Below are 24,037 nucleotides of genomic sequence, written 5' to 3'. Positions count from 1 at the left end.
GCACTTGCGCGCAGCAGCATGAAAAAAATCAACGTTGCCGGTACGGACCCCAAGCCGGTTCGCGCACATCGCCATCGGAAAGTACAAGGCGCTGGCGGACCAGACCATCGGCTGACACGGCATACAGCACGCCGCGACGTCCTTCGGTAGCGGCGTACAGCAGCATGCTGGCATTTGGTGCAAAACTCGGGGATTCGTCGATCGGACCCGGCGAGAGGGGTCGCACCTGGTCACCCAGGCTGCGATCCATGACAACTATACGATACACGTTCCCGTTGCCCTGCACCATCGCGATCTGCTTGCCGTCGTAGCTGACCGAAGCCTCGGCGTTGTTCTGGCCCTGGAAACTCACCCGTTGGGCGGAGCCACCGCTGGCTGCGACCTGGTAGATCTGTGGTCGGCCGGAACGGTCGGAGGTGAAGTAGATGCTCTGGCCGTCCGGCGCCCAGACCGGCTCGGTGTCGATCGACAGGCTGTTGGTCAGCCGGGTTTCCTGGTGGCTGGCCAGATCGAGCACGAACAGTTCGAGATTGCCGACGTAGGACAGCGCCACGGCCAGCTTGCTGCCGTCGGGCGACCACGCCGGTGCGCCGTTGATGCCCTTGCGATGCGACTCCACCAGCTGGCGCGAACCGGTGGTGATGTCCTGCACATAGATGTTCGAGTTACCGCTCTCGAACGACACGTAGGCGATCTTCCTGCCATCCGGCGACCACGACGGCGACAGCAGCGACTCCTTCGAACGGGCAACCACCTGCGGGTTGTAGCCATCCGAATCGGCCACCAGCAGCGAATAGGTCGTGTTGTTGCCCAGCCCGACGGCGGTGATGTAGGCAATCCGGGTCCAGAACGCGCCTCGTACGCCAGTGATCTTTTCATAAATCTGATCGGCGATCTGGTGCGCCACGCCACGCAGATCGCCGGCCGGCACAGTGAACGCCTGCGCCAGCAGACTCTGCTGCTTGTTGACGTCCCACAGCTCGTATTCGATCCGCAACATGCCACCACCGGCGTCGCTGATGCGACCGACAGTGATGTAGTCCTGCTTGAGCAGGCGCCAGGTGGCGAACTTGATGTCCGCACCCCTGGCCGGGAATTCCACGATGTCGCTCTTGGCCAGCGAACGGAACTTGCCGGAACGATTGAAATCGTTGCGGATCACATCGGCGACGTCGGTGGACAGCGGTGCGCCACCGGCCTGGGCGAATGGCACTACCACGATCGGGGTGGCGGTCTTTACGCCACCGACGATGTCGACATTCAAGGATTGGGCAGCTGCAGGGCCGGCGAGCAATGCCGCGACGGCCAGCAGAATGACGGCGAAGCTTGAGCTGAGTTTGCGCATGGGCTTGATCATTGCGGCCTGAAGGTGAAGGTAAGGTTGCGCTGGAACACGCTTTCAAAACCCTTGTACGGCAGGGTCTTGGTTCGCAGCACCGCATTTTCGACCGAACGCCGGCCGGCATCGTCATAGGGGCAGCTGGAATCCACGGTGGCACTCATCACATCACCGCCGGGTGATTGCACGATGTGAACCTGGCAGGCAACAGCGGGTATGTTATCCGGCCGCAGCCAGTTCGGCGTGACCGCATTCTGAATGGCCGCGGCGTATTCGTCGGCCAGATTGCTGTTCTGGCTGTTGTTGCCGGTCTGGCGCTGCGCAGCGGCAGGCAAGTCGGGCTGACCGTCGTCCTGCGCATTCTTGAGGTCTTCCATCTGCTGCTTGGCCTGCTTGGCCTTGTTGTCGAGCTGCTTGGTCTGGGCCGAGGCGGCGTCCATCTTGGCAAACAGCGCGTCGATCTTTTTCTTCTCTTCCTCTTTCTTCTTGGCTGCCTGCGCGTCCAGCTCGGACTGGCGCTGAAGCTCCTTTTCTTCCTGCAGTTTCTTGGCGTTCTCCGCCTTCAGCGCGGCATCCTCGACCACGCGCTCCTGCTCCACCACGTCGACTTGCTTGGGCGGAGGCGGCAGCGCCTTGACCACAGGGGTGTCGGGCTGCGGCGGCGTGGGCGGCGGCACGGTCGGCGGTGGCGGCACGGTATCGGGGATCGGCTTGGCCTTCACGGCTTTCGGCGGCGGGCTGCCGGTAGGACCAATCAGGGTCGCCTCGATGATCTGGCCCTGCAGCTCCAGCGGCTTCGAGCAGGTGATCGGATTCATCCACGCCGGCAGATGCAGCGCTTCGAAGGCGCTTTCGTAGCTCGAACACGGCAGGATCGCGAGGAACAGAAACCCCACGATGCCGATGTGCAGGATGGCGGAAAGTACGACCGCCTTCGGCGTCGCCTTACTTTCGTCCATTGGACGTGCTCTTGCCTTGCTCGGGCTGGCCCATCAAACCCACCTTGGCGACGCCGGCCTGCTGCAGATCGGCCAGCACCTTGAACACGCCGCCGTAGGCGCCGCGTTCGTCGCCACCGACCAGCACGCTGACTTCGGGGTTCTCGCGCACGAACGCGCCGACCTTGAGCTTGAGCGTGTCCTCGTCGACCAATTCCTTCTTGGCGCCACTCAGAGTCAGGTACAGCTGGCCATCCTGCAGCACCGAGACCAGCACCGGATCCTTCTTCTGCTGCAGCGACTTGGCATTCGCCTGCGGCAGCTGCACGTCGACGCTGGAATTCATCATTGGCGTGGTGACCATGAAGATGATCAGCAGCACCAGCATCACGTCGATGTACGGCACGACGTTGATCTCGGATTTGAGCTTGTAGCGCCGCTGGCGCCCGGAGGTTCGCATGGCTGCTACTCCGCTCAGGCTACGTCGTCGGTCTGGATCTGCCGCTGCAGCACGGAGGAGAACTCCTCCTGGAACACGTCATAACGCGAGGCGATCCGCTCGACCTTGGTGGCGTAGCGGTTATACGCCCACTGCGCCGGAATCGCCGCGAACAGGCCCATCGCGGTGGCGATCAACGCCTCGGAGATGTGCGGCGCAACCACCGCAATGGTCACGTCCTTCATCTCGCCCAGACCCTGGAACGCGCCCATGATGCCCCACACGGTGCCGAACAGACCCACGTACGGACTGATCGAACCGACGTTGGCGAGAAACTCCAGGTTGCGCTCAAGCGCACCGATCTCGCGCGTGCCGGCGACCTGCATGGCGCGCTCGGAACCCTCGATCACGCTGCGCGTGTCGTTCGTCTTGCGCTGCCGTTGACGGGCAAATTCGCGGAAGCCCGACTCGAAGATGTTCTCGATGCCGCCGTTGCTGCCGCCGCGATTACTGACCTCGCGGAACAGCTGGGCCAGGTCGCCGCCGGACCAGAAGCGTTCTTCGAACGCCTCGGCATCCTCCATTGCCGCCTTGGTCTGCGTGTATTTGCGGATGATGATCACCCATGACAGGAACGAGAACACCAGCAGCACCAGCAGCACCAGCTGTACCGGCACGCTCGAATCCGCGATCAGCGAAAAAATGTTCAGTCCACCGTTCATTGCTTGAAGGTTCTCCGCCAGTTGGCTTGCGTTGTCTAGAGTGCAGGTTCGGGAATCAGGTCGGCAGGAATCGGTGCCGGGCGCATGCGCTGAAGATCCACACAGGCCACCCGCACTTGCGCGCGAATCAGGCAGCTGCCGTCGGTCTTCGTGATCGTCTGGGTGAACAGGATACTGGCTGCGCGCCGTTCTTTGACTTCAACCGTTACCGACAGTTCATCATCCAGCAGGGCTGGCTTGAGGAAATCGATGTGCATGTCGCGCACCATGAAGGCCAGTCCGGTAGATTGCTTGAACGCCATCTGGTCGACACCGAGCGAGCGCATCCACTCGCTGCGAGCACGCTCCATGAAACGCAGGTAGCCGGCGTGATAGACCACACCGCCGGCATCGGTGTCTTCCCAGTACACCCGCACCGGCCAGCTGAAGAGCGACTCAGACATCGTCGGGCTCGGCATTGAACAGGTCAGCCGGCTGCAACTGTCGGGGCGGCGGCGTCAACCCGAGGTGACGCCAACCCTTGGCGCTGATCATGCGTCCACGAGCGGTACGGACCAGGTAACCCTGCTGGATCAGGTACGGCTCGACCACGTCCTCCAGGGTGCCGCGATCCTCGCTCAGCGCGGCGGCCAGCGATTCCACGCCGACCGGGCCACCGTCGAAGTTCTCGACGATCAAGCTGAGCAGGCGTCGATCCAGCTCGTCGAAACCTTCCGGATCGATCTTCAGCATGTCCAGCGCGGCCTGCGCCACCGCCAGCGTGATCTCGCCACCGGCACGCACCTCGGCGTAATCGCGCACCCGACGCAACAGGCGATTGGCGATGCGCGGCGTGCCGCGCGAACGGCGGGCGATCTCCTGCGCCCCTTCCGGCGCGCAGACGATGCCGAGGATGCGCGCCGCGCGCCGCACGATCGCGGCAAGCTCGTCGGCGGTGTAGAACTCCAGTCGCTGCACGATGCCGAAGCGGTCACGCAACGGCGCGGTGAGCATGCCGGCGCGGGTGGTCGCGCCGATCAGGGTGAACGGTGGCAGGTCCAGCTTGATCGAACGGGCGGCCGGGCCTTCGCCGATCATGATGTCGATCTGGAAATCCTCCATCGCCGGGTACAGCACTTCCTCGACCACCGGCGACAGCCGATGGATCTCGTCGACGAACAGCACATCGTTCGCCTCGAGATTGGTCAGCAGCGCCGCGAGATCGCCTGCGCGCTCCAGCACCGGGCCGGAAGTGGAACGCAGGTTGACCCCAAGCTCGTTGGCGATGACGTGACTGAGCGTGGTTTTGCCCAGGCCGGGCGGCCCGAAGATCAGTACGTGATCCAGCGCTCCGCCGCGCTTCCTGGCCGCCTCGATATAAATCGACAGCTGCTCGCGCACCGCCTGCTGACCCAGATATTCGGCCAGCCGCTTCGGCCGGATGGTGGCCTCCAGCGCGTCGTCGTCGAGCTGGGCGGCAGCGGTGATGATGCGGTGGTCAGTCATGTCGGCATTATGGCAGGCCCGCCATGCACATGCAGGAGCCCGCTTGCGCGGTGATGCTCTCTTCAGCCGCGGCGAAGAACTCTCAAGCATCGCCCGCAAGCGGGCTCCTGCAAAACCGAATCAGATCTCGACCTGCGCACCTAGCTCGATCAGCCGGTTACCGGGAATCTGGAAAAATGCCGTGGCGGGCATCGCATTGCGCGACAGGAACGCGAACAGCTTGTCGCGCCACAGCGCCATGCCGGGACGGCGGGCATCGGCCACGATGTTCTCGCGCGACAGGAAGAACGTGGTGTCCATCATGTCGAAGCCGAGCCCTTCGCGCGCGCACATCGACAGCGCCTGTGGGATGTTGGGATCCTCGGCAAAACCGAAACGCAGTTCCAGCCCGAAGAAGTTGCCTTCCAGCGCCGTGATCTCGATACGCTCCTCGGCCTCGGCCACCGGCGTTTCCAGCATCTCCACCGTCAGCAGCACGTTGCGCTCATGCAGCACCTTGTTGTGCTTGAGGTTGTGCAGCAGCGCGTGCGGCACCGCGTGCTGGTTGGCGGTGAGGAACACCGCCGTACCCGGCACACGCAGTGGCGGGTGCTCGGCGATGTTCTCGATGAACGGCTGCAGTGCCAGCCCGGACTGCTTGATCTCGCGAACTACCAGTTCACGGCCGCGACGCCAGGTCGTCATCACGGTGAAGATCACCACGCCAAGCACCAGCGGGAACCAGCCGCCGCGAGCGATCTTCAGCAGGTTCGCGCCGAAGAACGCCAGGTCGATGATCAGGAATAGTACGCCGACCAGGATCACTGCCGGCAAGCTCCAGTTCCAGCGCTTGCGCGCCACCACCAGTGCCAGCAGCGTGGTCATCGTCATCGTGCCGGTCACCGCGATGCCATAGGCGGCGCCAAGGTTGTCGGAGCTGCGGAAGCCGAGCACCGCCAGGATCACCAGCACCATCAGCAGCCGGTTCACCCACGGCACGAAGATCTGCCCGGACATCTCGCGCGAGGTATGCACCACCGCCATGCGCGGCGAGTAGCCCAGCGACATCGCCTCGCGAGTCATCGAGAACGCGCCGGAAATCACCGCCTGCGAGGCGATCACCGCCGCGCAGGCGGACAACGCGATCATCGGGTACAGCAGCGACTCGGGCACCATCAGGTAGAACGGGCTCTCGATAGCACGTGGATTGCTCAGCAGCAGCGCGCCCTGGCCGAAGTAATTCAGCAGCAGCGACGGCAGCACGAAACCGAACCAGGCCAGCCGGATCGGCTTCTTGCCGAAGTGGCCCATGTCCGCGTAGAGCGCCTCGGCGCCGGTCAGCGCCAGCACCACGCCGCCCAGCGCGATGAACGAGGTATCGCCATGACTGATGAAGAAGCGCACGGCGTGCCACGGATTGATCGCGTACAGCACCTGCGGGTTGGCGATGATCTGGCGCGCACCCAGCACGGCGAGCACCACGAACCATAGCGTCATCACCGGCGCAAACGCCTTGCCGACCTTGTGCGTGCCATGCCGCTGCACCGCGAACATGCCCAGCAGAATCGCCAGCGCGATCCACACCACGTACTTGCCCAGTCCGGGTGCGGCGACTTCGAGGCCCTCCACCGCACCGAGCACCGAAATGGCCGGTGTGATCACACCGTCGCCATAGAACAGTGCCGCGCCGAAAATGCCGAACGCTGCCAGCACCCAACGCGCCCGCGCCGAACCACTCACCGACCGCTGCGCCAGCGCCATCAGCGCCATGATGCCGCCTTCGCCCTTGTTATCCGCGCGCATGACGAAGGTGACGTATTTCAACGACACCACTATGATCAGCGACCAGAACACCAGCGACAGCACGCCCAGCACCGCCGATGGCGTCGGGGTCATGCCATGCGTGCCCAGCGTTTCCTTCATGGTGTACAGCGGGCTGGTGCCGATATCGCCGAACACCACGCCGATCGCGCCCAGCGCCAGCGCCGTCAGTCGACGACGGGCCTCTGCCGACGGTTCGCCGCGCATGTCTTCCTGATTCACGATCAACCCCCGAGCGCCGCGCGCAGCGCCTTGCGGATGATGGCCTCGGCGGTGTCGCCCTCGGCGGCAACCTTCTGCACCAGCCGGGTGACTTCAACCGGCTTGTAACCCAGTTGCTGCAGCGCCACGGTGGCTTCACCGGCCGCATCCAGCGGCGCACCCGCCGCATGCATCGAGGCACCCGGAAGGCCGGACAGGCCGTCGAGGCGGTCGCGCAGTTCCACCACGATGCGTTCGGCGGTCTTCTTGCCGATGCCGGGGATCTTGGTCAGCGCCACCACATCGCCCGCATGCACCAGTCGCGCAAAGTGATCGGTCGACACACCGGACAGCACCGCCAGCGCGATTTTTGCGCCGATGCCGCTGACCTTGAGCAGGTTGCGGAACAGCGCACGCTCACTCTCGTGCAGGAAACCGTACAGCGTCACGCTGTCTTCCTTCACTGCATGATGGGTGAGCAGGATCACTTCCTTGCCGATACCCGGCAAGTCATAGATCGTCGACATCGGGGCCTCGACTTCGTAACCGATGCCACCGACTTCGACCAGCAGCGACGGCGGCTGCTTGGAGATCAGGATGCCGCGCAGACGCCCGATCATCGGCGGCGTCTCTCTGTGTTGTTTGTCGACAACGCATTCATCGGCGCCGTCTCCAGGCCGCGCGCGGGATGCCGACACGGGCCAGGCTGGCGCGGGTATGCGCATGCGTCACCGCGATCGCCAACGCGTCGGCGGCATCGGCCTGCAGCGGCCCCTTGAGGCCGAGCAGTACCCCGATCATGTGCTGCACCTGGGTCTTGTCGCTGCGGCCGCTGCCGACCACGGACTGCTTCACTTCGGTTGCTGCGTATTCGTGCACCACGATCCCCCGACTGACCACCGCACAAATCGCGGCGCCACGCGCCTGCCCCAGCTTCAGCGCCGAATCGGGATTGCGCGCCATGAACACGCGCTCGATCCCGCACTCGGCCGGCTGATGCGCGGCGATGATGTCACACAGTTCGTCAAAGATGCGTTTGAGGCGCAACGGGAACGTGGCCTCGCCGGCCACTACCAATGCACCGTGAAAGACATGCGTGAGCTTGCCCGCATCATCCACGTCGATGATGCCCACGCCGGTGCGCTGACTGCCCGGGTCGATGCCTAGAATTCGGGTCATCTGGGATGCGATGCGAAAGGCATTGGCCTTCCGACTTATTCGGCAGCCTCGAGCGGCAGCACGGCGTTGTGATAGATCTCATGCACGTCGTCGAGCTCTTCCAGCCAGTCGATCAGATCGAGCAGGGTTTCCTGTGCCTCGGCAGGAATCGTCACGCGATTGGCCGGCCGCATCACCACGTCGGCACGCGACGGATGGAGGCCAGCGGCAACCAGCGCCCGCTGCACCGCCTCGAAACTTTCCGGCGTGCACAGCACGCTGCTCTCGCCCGCTTCATTCACCACGTCGTCCGCACCAGCCTCCAGTGCAGCCTCGAGGATCTTCTCTTCCAGCGCCGCGTCGCCCGCCGTGGCGAACACCAGCTCGCCGCAACGGCTGAACTGGAACGCCACCGAGCCGCTGGTGCCGAGGTTGCCACCGTGCTTGGTCAGCCCGTGGCGCACGTCGGCGACCGTGCGCACCGGATTGTCGGTGACGCAGTCGATGATCAACGCGATGCCGGCCGGGCCATAGCCCTCGTAGCGCAGCTCATGCATGTCGGCGCCGCCCTCGGCACCGGAGCCGCGCTTGATCGCGCGATCGATGGTGTCGCGGGTCATGTTCGCCGACAGCGCCTTGTCCACCGCCGAACGCAACCGCGGATTGCCCGCCGGATCGGCGACACCGGCACGTGTGGCGACGGTGATTTCGCGGATCAGCTTGGTGAATACCTTGGCGCGCTTGGCGTCCTCGGCATTCTTGCGACCTTCGATGGACGGGCCTCTACCCATGACAGTGCCTGCACTCGGATCAGATGAACGAACCGGGAATTTTACCTGATTTCGGATCGCGTGCCGGAATCCCGACATGAGGCGGAAGAGCGCAGGTCGTGCCGCTCAATTGGCCTCGAAACGGCCCTGACGCAGGAAACGGGCGACAAGCTGGGCGACTTCGGCGGAAAACAGCAGCCCGGTGTGGTTCGCTTCGACCACACAATGGGCGGTCAGACCGGGCAGTCGGGTTTCCTCGACCGCCACGGTGCCGTCGTGCTCACCGGCAAAACGGCCCAGCATGGCGCCGAGACCGAGCGGCATGCGGCCGGCGATCATGCCGACTTCGCGCGGCCCGTCCCAGCGCTCGAAACCCTGCTCCAGCAATTCACGGTTGTGCCCCAGCAGCACTTCGCCACCGCGGCCCCAGGCGGCGAAGCCACGGGCGGCAGCACTGCCCTTCAATGGCGAACCCAGACAGACGATTCGGCCGGGCGGCAGCTTGGCATCGAGGCAGGCACGCAAGGCCAGCAGGCCGCCGAGGCTGTGGCCGACCAGATGCACCGCATCGGCCTCCGTCGCCAACGCGGTCATGCGCGCCTGCAGTCGATCGAGGATGCGTTGCTGGGTGGCCGCCACGCTGAGGTAATCGAAGCGGTGCACGCGAAAGCCCGCCTCGATCAGCCGACGGTGCAGCATGGACAGCGCGAAGCCGCGCATCCATAGGCCGTGCAGCAGGATCACGTGCTCGCTCATGGCGCGTTGCCGGAAGGTCGCACGGGGAACTGTCGGCGGATCAGCCGACAGTCTCCTTGCCAGCCGCCACGCGCACATGCAGCTCCTTCAGCTGCGCGTCGCTCACCATGGACGGTGCGTCGGTCATCAGATCCTGCGCACTGGTGGTCTTGGGGAACGCGATCACGTCGCGGATCGACTCAGTGCCGGCCATCAGCGCCGCGATGCGGTCGATGCCGAACGCGAGGCCGCCATGCGGTGGCGCGCCGAATTTGAGAGCTTTCAGTAAAAACCCGAACTTCATCTCGGCCTCCTCGGCACCGATGCCGAGCAGGTCGAACACCGTGCTCTGCATTTCCGGCCGGTGGATACGGATCGAGCCGCCGCCGATCTCGTTGCCGTTCAACACCATGTCGTAGCCGCGGCTCACCGCATTGTGCGGATCGGCGCGCAGCTGCGCGGCGTCATCCACCTTCGGCGCGGTGAACGGATGATGCAGGGCGACAAAGCGCTGCGCCTCGTCGTCGTATTCGAACATCGGGAAGTCGGTGACCCACAGCGGTTTCCAGCTGTCCTCGACCAGGCCGCGATCCTTGCCGACCTTCAGTCGCAACGCGCCCATGAAGTCGGTGACGACCTTCCAGCTGCCGGCGCCGAAGAACACGATGTCGCCGGTCTGTGCGCCGCTGGCCTTGAGCACGCCAGCCAGCGCCACGTCGTCGAGGAACTTCGCCACCGGCGAGTTGACCCCGTCGCGGCCCTTGGCCAAGTCCTCGACTTTCAGCCAGGCCAGGCCTTTCGCACCATAACGCGAGGCATATTCGGTCAGGCCGTCGATGTCCTTGCGTGACAGCGTGCTGCCGCCCGGCACGCGCAGCGCTGCAACGCGGCCGTCTGCCGCGTTGGCCGGTTCGGCAAACACCTTGAATTCGACGTGCTTTACCGCGTCGGCGATGTCGACCAGCTCCAGCGCGATGCGCAGGTCGGGCTTGTCCGAACCGAAGCGACGCATCGCCTCGGCCCAGGTCATGCGCGGGAACGCGGCATCGAGTTCGACGCCCTGCACTTCACGGAATACGTGGCGGATGAGCTCTTCCACGAAATCCTGCACGTCTTTCTCTTCGACGAAGGCGAACTCCAGGTCGAGCTGGGTGAATTCCGGCTGGCGATCGGCGCGCAGGTCCTCGTCGCGGAAGCAGCGCGCGATCTGGTAGTAGCGATCGAAGCCGGCCACCATCAGAATCTGCTTGAACAGCTGCGGCGACTGCGGCAACGCGTAGAACTGACCCGGATGCACCCGGCTCGGCACCAGGTAATCGCGCGCGCCTTCCGGCGTGGCCTTGGTCAGGATCGGCGTCTCGACGTCCTGGAAGCCGCGCTCGTCGAGGTAGCGGCGCAAGGTCTGCACCAGCCGGATGCGCTTGCGCATCATCGCCTGCATCTCGGGACGGCGCAGGTCGAGGTAGCGGTAGGTCATCCGCATGTCCTCGTTCGGGTTCTCGTGCAGCGCGAACGGCAGATCCTTCGCCACGTTGAGGATCTCCACCTTCTCCGCCAGCAGCTCGACCGTGCCGGTTTTCAACTTGTCGTTGGCCGACACCCGGTGGCGAATTGTGCCGCTGACACGCAGGCAGTATTCGTTGCCGATGTCGCCGGCGGCCGCGAACGCCGCCTCGTTGTCGCGCTCGATCACTACCTGGGCCAGGCCTTCGTGGTCGCGCAGATCGACGAAGGCGACGTGGGCCTGCAACCGGATCTTGTTGACCCAGCCGCACAAGGTGACGGTCTGGTCGATCAGCGACTCATCGATGAGGCCGCAGTAATGCGTGCGCATGCGCTTGAAACTCCGGGCGAGCCGCGGGGCGGCTGAAACAGATGGAAAAGACCCGGAATGTTACCACCGCGGTACCGCCAGGCGGGCTTCCGGCCGGCAGTGCGGGGCTGCACGCCCCACCAGCTGCCGGCCGGCAATCGGTCACCAGCGACGATCGATCAGGAACTGGGCGCGGCAGCCGTGGTTCACCCACACTCCGGCGCGATTCCAGCCCCAGCTATAGCCTTCGGTGCAACGTGTGTCGGACATCTGATGCACCAGTTGCACACGCCCCCGCCTGCCGACATCGACCTGACACATCTGATAGCGCTTCTTGTTGCTGTCGCATTGCAGGCGAATCTGGCGGTCCCAGCCGGGGCCGGGGCGCCAGCCACCCTGGCCGCCATCCTGATAACCGCCCTGCTGTCCACCCCGAGAGTCGCCTCCCTGATAACCGCGGTCGTCGTGACGATCATCCCAGCCGGGGCGTCCGCCACGACGAGCCTCGACAAACTGCCCGCGACAGCCGCGATCCACCCACAGTCCCTGCCGGTCAACGCCCCAGCTCTGATCACGGATGCAGGCGCCTTTCGATTCCTGTCGGGTCAGTTCGGCATCGTTCCACGGCACGGCGCACCGGTTGAACCGACCGTCGACGCTCTCGCAGCGGATCGCCGGCCCCGATTGCGCCTGCGCGGGCGACGTCAACGTCATCGAAAGGGTACCCAGCAGGCTCGCCACCGTACCCAGCAGGATCTTGTGAGACAAATGCATGCGCCTATCCCCGAGTTGATGCCACGCGATGGCGAGGCAGTCAAACCGTACTTGAATATCGCTTGCCGTGGCCATCGCCTCGCGCGCCCGGCCAGCCGCCATTCAGTCGCTGCTGGCGGTCTTGCCGGCCGCCGGCGCCGGCGCCGGTGCTGCGACGGGCGGCGCCGTCGATGGGCTTGCGCTGGCCGCCGGCTTGGCCTCGACACTGCCGCCTTCGGCCAGATTGCGCTTCTTGTCGCCGTCCTTCTTGAAATCGGTTTCGTACCAGCCGCTGCCGGCCAGCCGGAACGTCGGCGCGCTGACCATGCGCCGCAGATGCGGCGCATCGCACGCCGGACAGATCGACGGGTCGGTGTCGGACAATTTCTGCAGGCGGTCGAAACGATGACCGCAGCTGCTGCATTCGAATTCGTAGATGGGCATGAAAACTCCGGACAGTCCAGCCAACGAGGGGCTGGCAGCTGGCCATTATCGGCGCGTTAGCGCGAATTTCAATGTCCCACATGGCGCGTGGCGGCGAACGTACCGCGCGAGTAGCCTTCGATCAGGAGAGCGTCCGGGCTATTCCGTCGATCGCGGTTTCGGTTTGGCGAATTGGACATATAGACGTATAGACGTCTATTGACGAAGTAACGGTACGGCACTAATCTGCAATTGCTGCGACGCAGCAACCCATGAAATGGAGAGTCCCCATGAGCAAACGTTCCAACCCGATCGTTCTGGCGTGGCTGCCTGCCGCCGTGCTGCTGGCACTGGCCAGCAATGCCGCTGCGCAGGACACCAGCGCGCCGCCGGCAACCAGGGCCAAGGATCTGAGTGCCGTGATCGTCACCGGCACCCGCTCCGACAGTCGCACCGAAAGCAGTTCGCTGACGCCGATCGACGTGGTCTCGGCCAAGGTGCTGCAGCAGACCGGCACCAACGACCTTCCCACCGCGCTTGCCCGGATCATCCCGTCGCTGACCTTTCCGCGCCCGTCGGCCGCCGACACTGCCGACACGCAGCGTCCCGCTCAGCTGCGCGGACTGTCGCCCGACCAGGTTCTCGTACTGGTGAACGGCAAGCGCTGGCATCCCGGCGCGCTCCTGCTGACCAACGGTGTGCTGGGCCGCGGCGCGCAGGCGGTGGATCTCAACACGATTCCGGTCTCCGCGATCGATCACATCGAAGTGCTGCGTGACGGTGCTTCGGCCCAGTACGGTTCCGATGCCATCGCCGGTGTCATCAACATCATCCTGAAGAAGGGCGCGAAGGGTGGCGACGTGGAAATCACCGGCGGCCAGTATTCGGCGGGCGACGGCCGGCAGTGGCAAGGCTCGGCCAACTTCGGCATACCACTGGGCAATGACAAGGGCTGGCTCCGTATCGCGGCGCAGAGCGGTCACGAGGACTACACCAATCGCGCCGGCCCCGACCGGAGGCCCGGCTTTCCCCAACTCGGCGTGAACTACCGCGAAGGTGATCCGGCGGTAAGGGACCAGAATCTGCTGCTCAATACGCAGTACGACATCACCCCGGATGTGCAGTTCTACGCATTCGGACACTTCGGGCATCGCGACGGTACATCGCCGGCGTTCTTCCGCTACGGCCGCAACAGCCCATCGCCCAGTAGCCCGCTGATTGCGAACATCTACCCGAACGGTTATTTGCCGCTGGAAAATTCCAACTCGACCGACCGCTCCCTGGTGGCGGGCTTGCGCGGGACGGTGAATGGCTGGCGCTGGGACGTCAGCGGCAACTACGGCGGCAACCGGGTTTCCTATACCACCTTCAACAGTATCAACCTTGCCTACCTGAATGATTTCGGCAGCAGCCCGACCTCGTTCCATGACGGCATCCTCAAGGCAGCGCAGCAATCGTTCGATATCGACCTCGTCAAGGATGTGTCGGTCGGCTGGCTACCCAATCCGGTGACCGTGGCCTTCGGCGCGGAATACCTGCGCCAGAGCTATGCGATCGATGCCGGCGACCTGACGTCCTACTACACCTCCAGCGGCAATCCGATTCCTGACACCACCACCATTCCAGCGGGTGGCGCCCAAGGGTTTGCCGGCTGGCAGCCGGCGAATTCGGGTTCGCTGGCAAGGCACGATGTCGCCGAGTATCTGAATCTGGAAACCAATCTCACCGACAAGCTCGGCGTGTCCGCTGCGGTAAGGCATGAGAATTACTCGGACTTCGGCGGCACCACGTCCGGCTCGCTGGCCGGTCGCTTCGATTTCACCGACACGTTCGCTCTTCGTGCCAGTGCGTCGACCGGCTTCCGTGCACCGTCGCTGGCCCAGCAGTTCTACTCCTCCACCTCGTCGCTGTTCTTCGGACCGGGCAACTCGCTCGGGTTACCGGCCGGCATCTATAACTCCGGACTGGTTCCGGTGAACAGCCAGGTCGCCCGCTTGCTCGGCAGCGAGCCGCTGAAGCCGGAGAAATCACGTAACTACACGATCGGCGCGGTGTGGAACCCGACCGACGCCCTCAGCCTGAGCATCGATGCCTACCAGATCGCCATCAGCGACCGCATCGTGCTGTCGAGCAGCATCGCCACCACGGGCCCGGCGGTGCAGGCCTATCTGGCGGCCAACGGCGTGGCCAACCTCAATTACAGTGGCGTCTCCTACTTCACCAACGCCGCCGATACGCGCACCCGCGGCATCGACTTTGTGGCCAGTTACCGCAGCGATTTCGGCAATGCCGGCACGCTGCAGACGACGATCAGCACCAACTACAACAAGAACGAGGTCACCAAGGTCCGCCCGAACCCCGCGGTGCTGGATGCACTGGGTGCCACCTTCCATCGCCTGGATCGGCGCGACATCAGGGGCCTGCTGGCCGACACCACGCCGCGCAGCAAACTGATCCTGAGCGAGCAGTACAACGTGGGCAACTGGGGCGTGACCGGGAGCGTGACCCGCTATGGCCGCTACACCGCTTACAACGCGACGAACTCCCTGCTCGACCAGACGTTCACACCCAAGTGGATTTTCGACCTGGCGGTGAACTACAGCCTGCAGCAATGGACGTTCACCGTGGGTGCGGATGACGCGCTCGATGTGTACCCGGACCGAGTGATTCCCGGCAGCAACAACAACGGCACGCTGCCCTATTCCGTGTACGCACCGTTCGGCTACAACGGCGCCTACGTCTACGGCAAGGTGGCGTACCGCTGGTAAATCCGGTCGCCAGCGGATCAGCTCACACCCGCTCCGCTGGCGGTGGCAACCAACTCCACGGCTAGCTGTTCCGGTCACCGGTTTCGACAATCGCCCTTGCTCGCCTATCGTCGCCGCCATCCACTGACGGATTTCGCTGACAACTTGTGTCGCCCGCGCCTACAGCCGCAAGCGCGTCGTGCTGCGGATAATGCGCGCCATCCACCGTCATAGAACGATGCCCGGCGGTTCGTCACTTGACAATGCCGATCCGGCACGACCAGCATCCGCAAGTGCTTGCGCGGCATCATTTTGCCACTCGCGCGACACCCGCCATCCGGCATCAGGGGATCATGGACACGGGTTATCACGGCAGCACTTGCGCCAGCGTCCAGCGCTGAATGGAACTGATTGGGGACAGTGTCACAACCATCAACCGGAGGGGATTTCATGAAACCTGTGAATCGTGCAACCGCGATCAGCGCGGCACTGGCCTTGGCATTGACTATGGCGGGTGCCGCGATGGCCCGCGAAGCGCCCACCATGACCGTCGCCGTGATCGACTTCACCAACCAGACCAGCTCCGCCAACTGGTGGAACGGGGACGTGGGCAACCAGCTCGCCGACGTGCTCAGCAACGAACTGAGTGCGACCGGCGACTTCAAGGTGATCGAGCGACAGAAAATCGGTGCCGTGCTGGCCGAGCAGGACCTTGCCAGTTCCTACCGCATGCGCCCGGGCAGCAGCCCGCATACCGGCAACGTCACCGGCGCGCAGTACCTGATCACCGGCAGCGTCAGCGCGTATACCGAGGACACCTCCAATACCGGCGGCGGCCTCAATATCGCCGGCTTCCGCGTGGGTGGTGGCAAGTCGGAGGCGTATATCGCCATCGACCTGCGGGTGATCGACGCGGAAACCTCCGAAGTGGTCTATTCGCGCACCGTCGAGGGACGCAGCTCGGGCGGCGGCGTCAATCTCAGCGGATACGTGGGAGGTGGCGTCGGCGGCGACTTCGCACATTCGAAGAAAACCCCGGCCAGCAAGGCCGTACGAGCAGCTTTGATCGAGGCCACCGATTACCTCGACTGCGCGATGGTCAAGCGCGATGGTTGCGAGGTTCGCTATCAGCAGAAGGAACAGCGCCGCCGCGACGGCGACAAGAAGGTGCTCGACCTCGACGGCTGAGTCTTGCGTCGACGCAACCGACAGATCGAAAGCGGCTGATTCAGTGCACCTGGCGACGTCCATCGCCACCAGGTCGCTCGCCTTTTAGTCGGCCGCGGCATCCGTTACCGCGACCGACAGGGTCAGCCCATGGGCAGGCGACCGCCCCGCGCGAAGCGCCTCAGTTTTTCCGGAAAACCAGGTGCCCGCCCTCGGCCGCGACGCTGACCGTATCGCCTGACTGGAACTGTCCTTCAAGGAGCTGCCGGGCCAGCGGATTCTCCAGCTGTTGCTGGATCGCACGCTTCAACGGCCGCGCGCCGTAGACCGGATCGAAACCGACATCGCCGAGCAAGGCCAGCGCATCGTCGCTGACATCCAGCTTCAACTGACGCTCGGCCAGCCGCTTCTCCAGGTAGCTCAGCTGAATCCTGGCGATGGCACGGATCTGCGTCTTGTCCAGTGCGCGGAACACCACCAGCTCGTCGAGCCGGTTGATGAACTCGGGCCGGAAATGCGCCTGCACCACGCCCATCACCGACGCTTTCATCTGGGTGTACTGCTCTTCCTCGTCGCCACCGGCGCTGCTCTCTGACGCGTCCTGGATCATCTGCGAGCCGAGGTTCGAGGTCATCACGATCACGGTGTTGCGGAAATCCACGGTGCGGCCCTGGCCGTCCGTAAGACGGCCATCGTCAAGCACCTGCAGCAGGATGTTGAATACGTCCGGGTGCGCCTTCTCGACTTCGTCGAGCAAGATCACGCTGTACGGCCGGCGACGCACCGCCTCGGTGAGATAGCCGCCCTCTTCGTAGCCGACATAACCCGGCGGCGCGCCGACCAGCCGGCTCACCGAGTGCTTCTCCATGAACTCGCTCATGTCGATGCGCACCATCGCGTCGGTCGTGTCGAACATGAATTCGGCCAGTGCCTTGCACAACTCGGTCTTGCCCACACCGGTGGGGCCGAGGAACAGGAACGAGCCGTTCGGCCGATTCGGATCGGACAACCCTGCGCGGGAACGCCGAATCGCATCGGATACGGCCTTCACCGCCTCGTCCTGGCCCACCACGCGCTGGTGCAGCTGGTCTTCCATGTGCAGCAGCTTGTCGCGCTCACCCTCGAGCATCTTGTTGACCGGAATACCGGTCCAGCGGCTCACCACCTCGGCGATTTCTTCGGCAGTGACGCGGGTCTGCACCAGCTTGAAATCCTGCGTCTCGGCAGCCTGCGCTACGGCAAGCTGCTTCTCCAGCGCGGGCAGCTTGCCGTACTGGATCTCGCTCATCCTGGCGTAATCCTGCTGGCGCTGGGCGGCGTCGAGCTCCTGATGCGCCTGTTCGATCTGCTCCTTGATCTTGGTGGTGCCCTGCAAGGCGGCCTTCTCGGATTTCCATATCTCGTTGAGGTCGGAGAACTCGCGCTCCAGTTTCTCGATGTCGGTTTCCAGGTCGGCAAGGCGCTGTTTCGATTCGCTGTCCTTCTCCTTCTTCAGCATCTCGCGCTGGATCTTCAGCTGGATCAGCCGACGCTCCAGCCGGTCGAGTTCCTCCGGCTTGGAATCGATCTCCATGCGGATGCGCGAAGCGGCCTCGTCCATCAGGTCGATCGCCTTGTCCGGCAGCTGGCGATCGGGGATGTAGCGATGCGACAGCGTGGCTGCCGCGACGATCGCCGGATCGGTGATCTCGACGCCGTGATGCACCGCGTAGCGCTCCTTCAGCCCGCGCAGGATCGCGATGGTGTCCTCGACCGATGGCTCACCCACGAAGATTTTCTGGAAGCGACGTTCCAGCGCGGCGTCCTTCTCGATGTACTTGCGGTATTCATCCAGCGTGGTGGCACCGATGCAATGCAGCTCGCCGCGCGCCAACGCCGGCTTGAGCATGTTGCCGGCATCCATCGCGCCCTCGCCCTTGCCCGCGCCGACCATGGTGTGCAGCTCGTCGATGAACAGGATCACCCGGCCTTCCTGCTTGGACAGGTCGCTCAGCACCGCCTTCAACCGCTCCTCGAATTCGCCGCGGAATTTGGCGCCGGCGATCAGGGCGCCCATGTCCAGCGCCAGCACCCGCCGATCACGCAGGCCCTCGGGCACCTCGCCCTTGATGATGCGTTGCGCCAGCCCCTCGACGATCGCGGTCTTGCCCACGCCAGGCTCGCCGATCAGCACCGGATTGTTCTTGGTGCGCCGCTGCAGCACCTGGATCGTGCGGCGGATTTCCTCGTCGCGACCGATCACCGGGTCGAGCTTGCCCGACTCGGCGCGCTCGGTGAGATCAATGCAGTATTTCTCCAGCGCCTGACGCGATTCTTCGGCGTTTTCACTTTGCACTTTTTCACCGCCGCGCAGCTTTTCGATCGCTGCCTCAAGATTCGGCTTGATCGCGCCGGCCGCTTTCAGCGCCGCGCCCAGCTCGCCCTTGTCGTCCAGCGCCGCCAGCACGAACAGCTCGCTGGCAATGAACTGGTCGCCACGTTGCTGCGCCAGCTTGTCGGTCAGGTTGAGCAATCGCGTCAGATCGTTGCCGACGTTGATGTTGCCTTCCTGTCCGCTGACCTTGGGCAGGCGTTCGAGCACGCCATTGACGCGCTGCTGCAGTGCCGGCACGTTGACCTGCGCCTGGGTCAGCATCGGTGCGGTCGAGCCGCCCTGCTGGTTGAGCAGCGCCGCCATCACATGCACCGGCTCGAGCATGTTGTGGTCACGGCCCACGGCCAGTGACTGGGCGTCGGCCAGCGCCTGCTGGAAACGCGAAGTGAGTTTGTCCATCCGCATATCGATATCCCCGAAAATCAGTCTGGCGGGTGCGTCCGCCACTGCCTGCGAGATGCGGACGACATGCAGGGATTCAAGATCAGCTCGCCTTCCGTCGTCGGTGGCCGCCCTTCACAGTCGGGTTGTCAGCGTGAGGCTGATGTCGACGGAGCGCGGGTCGGCCCGGCGCATGACTATTCGAGCCAGATCAAGCTGGCGAAGCGGCCACTGCGCGCACCGTCGCGGCGGTACGAATAGAAGCGTGAATCGGCCAGCGTATCGAAGCCGCCGCCATGGATCTGCGTGAGCCCCGCAGACGCCAGCCGTTGCCGCGCCAGCCCGACCAGATCGCACCGCCAGTGGCCCGGTCGGGTCGACACGAAACAGGTGGACGCCTTCGCATGACAGTCGACGAAGGCAGCACGCACTTCCTCCCCGACTTCATACGAGGCAGCACCGATGCATGGCCCCAACCAGGCCAGCACCCGCGCAGGTGAAGTCTCCAGCTGGGTCAGCGTTGCCTCCAGCACACCACCAGCCAGCCCGCGCCAGCCAGCGTGCGCCGCGGCAATCTCGCGGCCATCGTCGGCGCAGAACAGTACCGGCAGGCAGTCGGCGGTGAGGATCGAAAGCACGGTGCCCGTGATGCGGGATACCGCAGCATCCGCCTGCGGTTCGTCCGCACTGGGCAGCGGCCCCAGCTCGGCCACGTTGATGCCATGAACCTGGCGCAGCCAGCGCGGCGACGCCGGCAGCGCCAGCGCCTGCTGCAGCGCGCTGCGATTGGCGCCGACCGCATCGGCCGAATCGCCGCTGCGCAGGCCGAGATTGAAGCGTTCGAACGGCGCCGCCGACAGGCCTGGCCCCAGACGGGTGGAAACGGCTGCATGCACCCGCGGCGGAGCCGGCCAGTCGGGAAAGATCCAGGTATCGGTCATGAGTCGCGGGGAATCGTGGAACGGGAGTAGCGCAGCTTAAACGAAGCCCGTCGCACAGCGGCACTGCCCGTCCGACTCAGTAATGCTCCGAACCGTGTTCGAGCAGATCCGCACGCAACGCTTCGATCAGGGCCAACTGGTCGCTTGGCCGTTCGGCGCTGAACGACAACGCTTCGCCGCTGACCGGGTGGATGAACGACAGCTTCTCGGCATGCAGCGCCTGCCGGCGAAAGCCGCGCAGCATGGTGATCAGTTCCGCACTGGCGCCCTTGGGCAGCTTCAGGCCGCCGCCGTACAACGGGTCACCAATCAGCGGATGGCCGATGTGCGCCAAATGCACGCGGATCTGATGCGTGCGGCCGGTCTCCAGCTGGCACTGCAGCAAGCTGTGCGCGCGGAAGCGCTCGCGCAGCCGGTAATGGGTCACCGCGCGCTTGCCGTCCTCTTCATCGCGCACCGCCTGACGCAGGCGATCGCCCATGCTGCGGCCGATCGGCTCGTCCACCGTGCCACCGGCGACCATCGTGCCCAGCACCACAGCCTCGTACTGGCGCTCCACCTCGTGGCGCGACAACAGATCGACCAGCGCGGTGTACGCCGGCAGTGTCTTCGCCACCACCATCAGGCCGGAGGTGTCCTTGTCGAGCCGGTGCACGATGCCCGCGCGCGGCAGTTCGGCAAGCTTCGGATCGTGGTGCAGCAAGGCGTTGAGCAGGGTGCCGGCCGGGTTGCCGGCGCCGGGATGGACCACCAGCCCGGACGACTTGTTCAGCACCAGCAGGTGTTCATCCTCATGCACGATGTCCAGCGCGATGTCCTCGGGCGCACTGGTCACCTCGGTTTCCAGCTCGACCTGCAGCCGCACCTGCTCGCCACCGCGCAGCAGCTGCCGCGGCGGCGCCTGTGCGCCATCCAGGGTCACCGCACCGGATTTGATCCAGCCGCTGAGCCGCGAACGCGAATAGTCGGGGAACATCTCGGCCAAAGCCTGGTCGAACCTGCGTCCTGCGGCGGCCAGCGGCACCTCGGCCTCGCGCCGGATCGTGGTCATGCCACGCTCCGCGGGCCGCGGCCGGTTTCGGCTATCATGCCTTTTCGTTCAAACATCTGAATTCATTCCTATGCGCCTATCAATGGGCTTGTCCAAGCTGCCGATGTCCAAATTGCCTGCCCTCAAGGTGCTCGCCATGCTCGCGCTCGCGGTGTCGGTGAGTGCATGTTCGATGTTCAGGTCGAAGCACGACACCATCGACAACATGCCGGTGGACGCGCTGTACGACAATGCACATGCCTCGATGGTGAATGCCGACTACGCTGCCGCCAGCAAGGCCTACCAGCGCCTGATCGCGCGCTTCCCGTCGGGTGAGTACAACGAACAGGCCCAACTCGATCTGGCCTACTCGCAGTACAAGGACAACCAGCCGGATGATGCCTTGTCGACCGTGAACCGCTTCATCAAGACGTATCCGACCAACAAACATGTCGATTATGCCTACTACCTGCGCGGTCTGATCAATTTCGATCGCACCAGCGGCGTGATCGAGCGCTACATCGGTCGGGGAGGCTCGGAAGCGCGGCGAGACCAGGGCTACAACCTGCAGGCGTTCGACGACTTCTCCGAACTGTCGCGGCGCTTCCCCGACAGCGCGTACACCGCCGATGCACGCCAGCGCATGATCTACCTGCGCAACGTGCTGGCCCAGTTCGAAATCAACGTGGCCGAGTTCTACCTGCGCAACAAGGCCTACATCGCCGCGGCTGATCGCTCGCAGTATGTGATCGAGCACTACCAGCAGGCGCCGCAGGCCGGCGATGCGCTGGCGATTCTCTCCCGCAGTTATCTGGCGCTCGATCAGAAAGCCCTGGCCGACCAGTCGCGTCAGGTGCTGGCACTGAACTATCCGAACCATCCGTACCTGACCGACGCCAAGTGGCCGCACGCACCGTCCACCCTGCGCAAGCTGGTGCCGTTCTCGGGTCATCATTGATCGGTCATCGATCCGTCTGAAACTGGAGAGCCGGCGTAATTGCCGGCTTTTTGTGGGGATTCCGCAAGTCCTGCCCCACACCCTCCCACAGCGATTTCCTTCGGTCACAACCCTCTCACCCGCAAGAGGACTCGCGGTGGGTCGCCAGAGGGCCAGGGCGCGAACGTGCCATGCTCCGGCAGGCGCCAGGGTGATCATCTGCCCAGAAGGGTCAACGCCATCCGGAAGTGATTGGATAGCGCCGTTCGCGCCCGAACGCGCGGGTGGTCACACGCGGCCCGGGAGCGGATTGGCGGCGCTTGAATTCGTTCAGCAGCACCAGCCGCACCACCCGGCGCACCGTATCGGCGTGAAAGCCCTGTATCACGATATCCGCCTGTGACTGCTCGCGCTCGATGAAGCGCTCGAGGATGGCATCCAGTTCATCGTACGGCGGCAGCGAATCCTGGTCGGTCTGGTTGTCGCGCAGTTCCGCCGACGGTGGCCGCTCGATCACCGCGGCCGGAATCCTGTCGCCTTCGCCGGCCATTGCCGCCTGCGCATTGCGCCAGCGCGACAGCTTGTACACCACAGTCTTGTAGACGTCCTTCAGCGGCGCGTAGGCGCCGCACATGTCGCCATACAGCGTGGCGTAGCCCACCGCCATCTCGCTCTTGTTGCCGGTCGCCAGCAGCAGCCGGCCATGCTTGTTGGACAGCGCCATCAGCATCACGCCGCGGGTGCGCGACTGCAGGTTCTCTTCCGTCGTATCCGCGCCCTTGCCGCCGAACGCCGGGGTCAGCGCGGTAACGAACGACTCATAAGTCTGTTCGATCGAGATCACGTGATAGTCCACACCAAGTTTTTTCGCCTGGGCGCGCGCACCGTCCAGCGACAGCTGCGAGGTGTAACGGGTGGGCATCATCACCGCGGTGACCCGGTCGGCGCCCAGCGCATCGACTGCCAGCGCCAGCGTCAGCGCCGAATCGATGCCGCCGGACAGCCCCAGCAACACACCACCGAACCCGTTCTTGTCGATGTAATCACGGGTGCCACGCACCAGGGCGGCATACAGCGTCGCCTCGATCGAGTCATCGCCGGCAACCGGCCAGTTCTCCGCCGACAATGTGCGCGCGGCCGGATCGAACTCGGCCCAAAGCAGCGCATCGACAAACGCCGGTGCCCGTGCCGCGATCGAGCCGTCGCCGTTCACCAGCAGCGAGGCGCCGTCATAGACCACCTCGTCCTGGCCGCCGACCAGGTTGAGATAGGCGATTGCGCAACCGGTTTCGCGGGCACGGGCGATCAGCACCGCTTCGCGTTCGACCCGCTTGGCGTTATCCCACGGCGAGGCGTTGACCACCACCAGCAGCTCCGCGCCGGCTGCCGCGGCTTGCGCGGCTGGTTCCGGTTGCCAGATATCCTCGCAGATCAACAGGCCCACACGCACGCCATCGATCATCACGGTAACCGTCTCGTGACCGGGGCGAAAATAGCGCTTGTCGTCGAACACGCCGTAATTGGGCAATGCCTGCTTGTGCGCGGTCACTTCGATACGCCCTTCGCGCAGCAGGCTTGCCGCGTTGAACACCTCGCCTTCGCTGTGCGGATGGCCGACCAGCGCGGCGATACCATGGGTCGCGGCAGTCAGTGCGTTGAGTTCGCTATCGCAGGCGGCGAGGAAGCTCGGCCGCAACAACAGATCTTCCGGCGGATAACCGCTCAGAGTCAGCTCCGGAAACGCCACCAGTCCGGCACCGCCGCTGCGCGCCTGGGCAATCAGATCGCCCACTTTGGCGGCATTCGCGGCCACCGCACCCACCGCAAAATCGAACTGTGCCAGCGCCAGACGCAGCCTTGCCATATGTACATGCTCCAGAAATA

21 protein-coding genes are annotated in these 24,037 nt (G+C 64.5%); 3 read left to right on the top strand and 18 right to left on the bottom strand.

Annotated features, from left to right (window positions below):
• Positions 1-28: 28 nt before the first annotated feature.
• The 14 genes from tolB to EAH75_RS10240 form a co-directional block, all read right to left on the bottom strand.
• Positions 29-1,357, bottom strand: a complete 1,329-nt coding sequence (gene tolB, locus EAH75_RS10305) for a Tol-Pal system beta propeller repeat protein TolB (RefSeq protein ID WP_193557763.1) — start codon at positions 1,355-1,357, stop codon at positions 29-31.
• Entirely contained in the window at positions 1,354-2,298 is a 945-nt protein-coding gene (tolA, locus tag EAH75_RS10300; RefSeq protein ID WP_140648536.1) for a cell envelope integrity protein TolA, read from the bottom strand. The genes tolB and tolA overlap by 4 nt, the downstream gene beginning before the upstream one ends.
• The gene (gene tolR, locus EAH75_RS10295) at positions 2,285-2,737 is read right to left on the bottom strand and encodes a protein TolR (RefSeq protein ID WP_113725969.1); all 453 of its coding nucleotides are present in this window, start codon (positions 2,735-2,737) and stop codon (positions 2,285-2,287) included. The genes tolA and tolR overlap by 14 nt, the downstream gene beginning before the upstream one ends.
• A 14-nt stretch (positions 2,738-2,751) precedes the next feature.
• Complete coding sequence (gene tolQ, locus EAH75_RS10290; RefSeq protein ID WP_140648534.1) at positions 2,752-3,438, bottom strand: protein TolQ; 687 nt, start codon at positions 3,436-3,438, stop codon at positions 2,752-2,754.
• Between the two features lie 35 nt (positions 3,439-3,473).
• Positions 3,474-3,881, bottom strand: coding sequence for a tol-pal system-associated acyl-CoA thioesterase (gene ybgC / locus EAH75_RS10285; RefSeq protein ID WP_140648533.1), 408 nt, complete (start codon positions 3,879-3,881; stop codon positions 3,474-3,476).
• Positions 3,874-4,923, bottom strand: a complete 1,050-nt coding sequence (gene ruvB / locus EAH75_RS10280) for a Holliday junction branch migration DNA helicase RuvB (protein ID WP_140648532.1) — start codon at positions 4,921-4,923, stop codon at positions 3,874-3,876. Before ruvB ends, ybgC begins: the two co-directional genes overlap by 8 nt.
• 120 nt (positions 4,924-5,043) lie before the next feature.
• Positions 5,044-6,930 (bottom strand): potassium transporter Kup, encoded by a 1,887-nt coding sequence (locus tag EAH75_RS10275; protein ID WP_193557780.1) that lies wholly within the window; start codon positions 6,928-6,930, stop codon positions 5,044-5,046.
• Between the two features lie 17 nt (positions 6,931-6,947).
• Positions 6,948-7,544, bottom strand: a complete 597-nt coding sequence (gene ruvA / locus EAH75_RS10270; protein ID WP_140648530.1) for a Holliday junction branch migration protein RuvA — start codon at positions 7,542-7,544, stop codon at positions 6,948-6,950.
• 37 nt (positions 7,545-7,581) lie between these two features.
• Positions 7,582-8,103, bottom strand: coding sequence for a crossover junction endodeoxyribonuclease RuvC (ruvC, locus tag EAH75_RS10265; protein ID WP_140648529.1), 522 nt, complete (start codon positions 8,101-8,103; stop codon positions 7,582-7,584).
• A 35-nt stretch (positions 8,104-8,138) separates the two neighbouring features.
• Positions 8,139-8,873, bottom strand: coding sequence for a YebC/PmpR family DNA-binding transcriptional regulator (locus tag EAH75_RS10260; RefSeq protein WP_140648528.1), 735 nt, complete (start codon positions 8,871-8,873; stop codon positions 8,139-8,141).
• 105 nt (positions 8,874-8,978) lie between these two features.
• On the bottom strand, positions 8,979-9,608 hold the full coding sequence (locus EAH75_RS10255) for an alpha/beta fold hydrolase (RefSeq protein WP_140648527.1): 630 nt from the start codon (positions 9,606-9,608) through the stop codon (positions 8,979-8,981).
• A gap of 40 nt (positions 9,609-9,648) precedes the next feature.
• A complete protein-coding gene (aspS, locus tag EAH75_RS10250; RefSeq protein ID WP_140648526.1) occupies positions 9,649-11,421 on the bottom strand; it encodes an aspartate--tRNA ligase in 1,773 nt (590 codons plus the stop codon).
• A gap of 141 nt (positions 11,422-11,562) precedes the next feature.
• Positions 11,563-12,174 carry a DUF3011 domain-containing protein gene (locus EAH75_RS10245; RefSeq protein WP_140648525.1) on the bottom strand — a complete coding sequence of 204 codons (612 nt, stop codon included), beginning with the start codon at positions 12,172-12,174 and terminating at the stop codon, positions 11,563-11,565.
• 102 nt (positions 12,175-12,276) lie between these two features.
• The gene (locus EAH75_RS10240) at positions 12,277-12,597 is read right to left on the bottom strand and encodes an FmdB family zinc ribbon protein (RefSeq protein ID WP_140648524.1); all 321 of its coding nucleotides are present in this window, start codon (positions 12,595-12,597) and stop codon (positions 12,277-12,279) included.
• A gap of 269 nt (positions 12,598-12,866) precedes the next feature.
• Between EAH75_RS10240 and EAH75_RS10235 the strand changes: the two genes are divergently transcribed.
• A complete protein-coding gene (locus EAH75_RS10235; RefSeq protein WP_140805357.1) occupies positions 12,867-15,344 on the top strand; it encodes a TonB-dependent receptor plug domain-containing protein in 2,478 nt (825 codons plus the stop codon).
• A gap of 429 nt (positions 15,345-15,773) precedes the next feature.
• Entirely contained in the window at positions 15,774-16,511 is a 738-nt protein-coding gene (locus EAH75_RS10230) for a CsgG/HfaB family protein (RefSeq protein ID WP_140648522.1), read from the top strand.
• 160 nt (positions 16,512-16,671) lie between these two features.
• Here EAH75_RS10230 and clpB read toward each other — a convergent pair whose 3' ends face one another.
• From clpB to rluD, 3 genes are all read right to left on the bottom strand, one after another.
• Positions 16,672-19,269, bottom strand: a complete 2,598-nt coding sequence (gene clpB, locus EAH75_RS10225; RefSeq protein ID WP_140648521.1) for an ATP-dependent chaperone ClpB — start codon at positions 19,267-19,269, stop codon at positions 16,672-16,674.
• 173 nt (positions 19,270-19,442) lie between these two features.
• A complete protein-coding gene (pgeF, locus tag EAH75_RS10220; RefSeq protein WP_140648520.1) occupies positions 19,443-20,186 on the bottom strand; it encodes a peptidoglycan editing factor PgeF in 744 nt (247 codons plus the stop codon).
• 76 nt (positions 20,187-20,262) lie between these two features.
• Entirely contained in the window at positions 20,263-21,237 is a 975-nt protein-coding gene (gene rluD, locus EAH75_RS10215; protein WP_140648519.1) for a 23S rRNA pseudouridine(1911/1915/1917) synthase RluD, read from the bottom strand.
• A gap of 103 nt (positions 21,238-21,340) precedes the next feature.
• Here rluD and EAH75_RS10210 point away from each other — a divergent pair, with 103 nt between their 5' ends.
• The gene (locus tag EAH75_RS10210; protein WP_240046113.1) at positions 21,341-22,174 is read left to right on the top strand and encodes an outer membrane protein assembly factor BamD; all 834 of its coding nucleotides are present in this window, start codon (positions 21,341-21,343) and stop codon (positions 22,172-22,174) included.
• A 211-nt stretch (positions 22,175-22,385) separates the two neighbouring features.
• Here the strand turns inward: EAH75_RS10210 and EAH75_RS10205 are convergent, their stop codons facing one another.
• Positions 22,386-24,017, bottom strand: coding sequence for an NAD+ synthase (locus tag EAH75_RS10205; protein ID WP_140648517.1), 1,632 nt, complete (start codon positions 24,015-24,017; stop codon positions 22,386-22,388).
• Positions 24,018-24,037 lie beyond the last annotated feature (20 nt).

The organism is Rhodanobacter glycinis (assembly GCF_006438785.1).
Lineage (GTDB): Bacteria > Pseudomonadota > Gammaproteobacteria > Xanthomonadales > Rhodanobacteraceae > Rhodanobacter > Rhodanobacter glycinis_A.
Note: the sequence above shows the minus strand (reverse complement) of the source record. Positions and strands in the feature narration are given on the sequence as shown.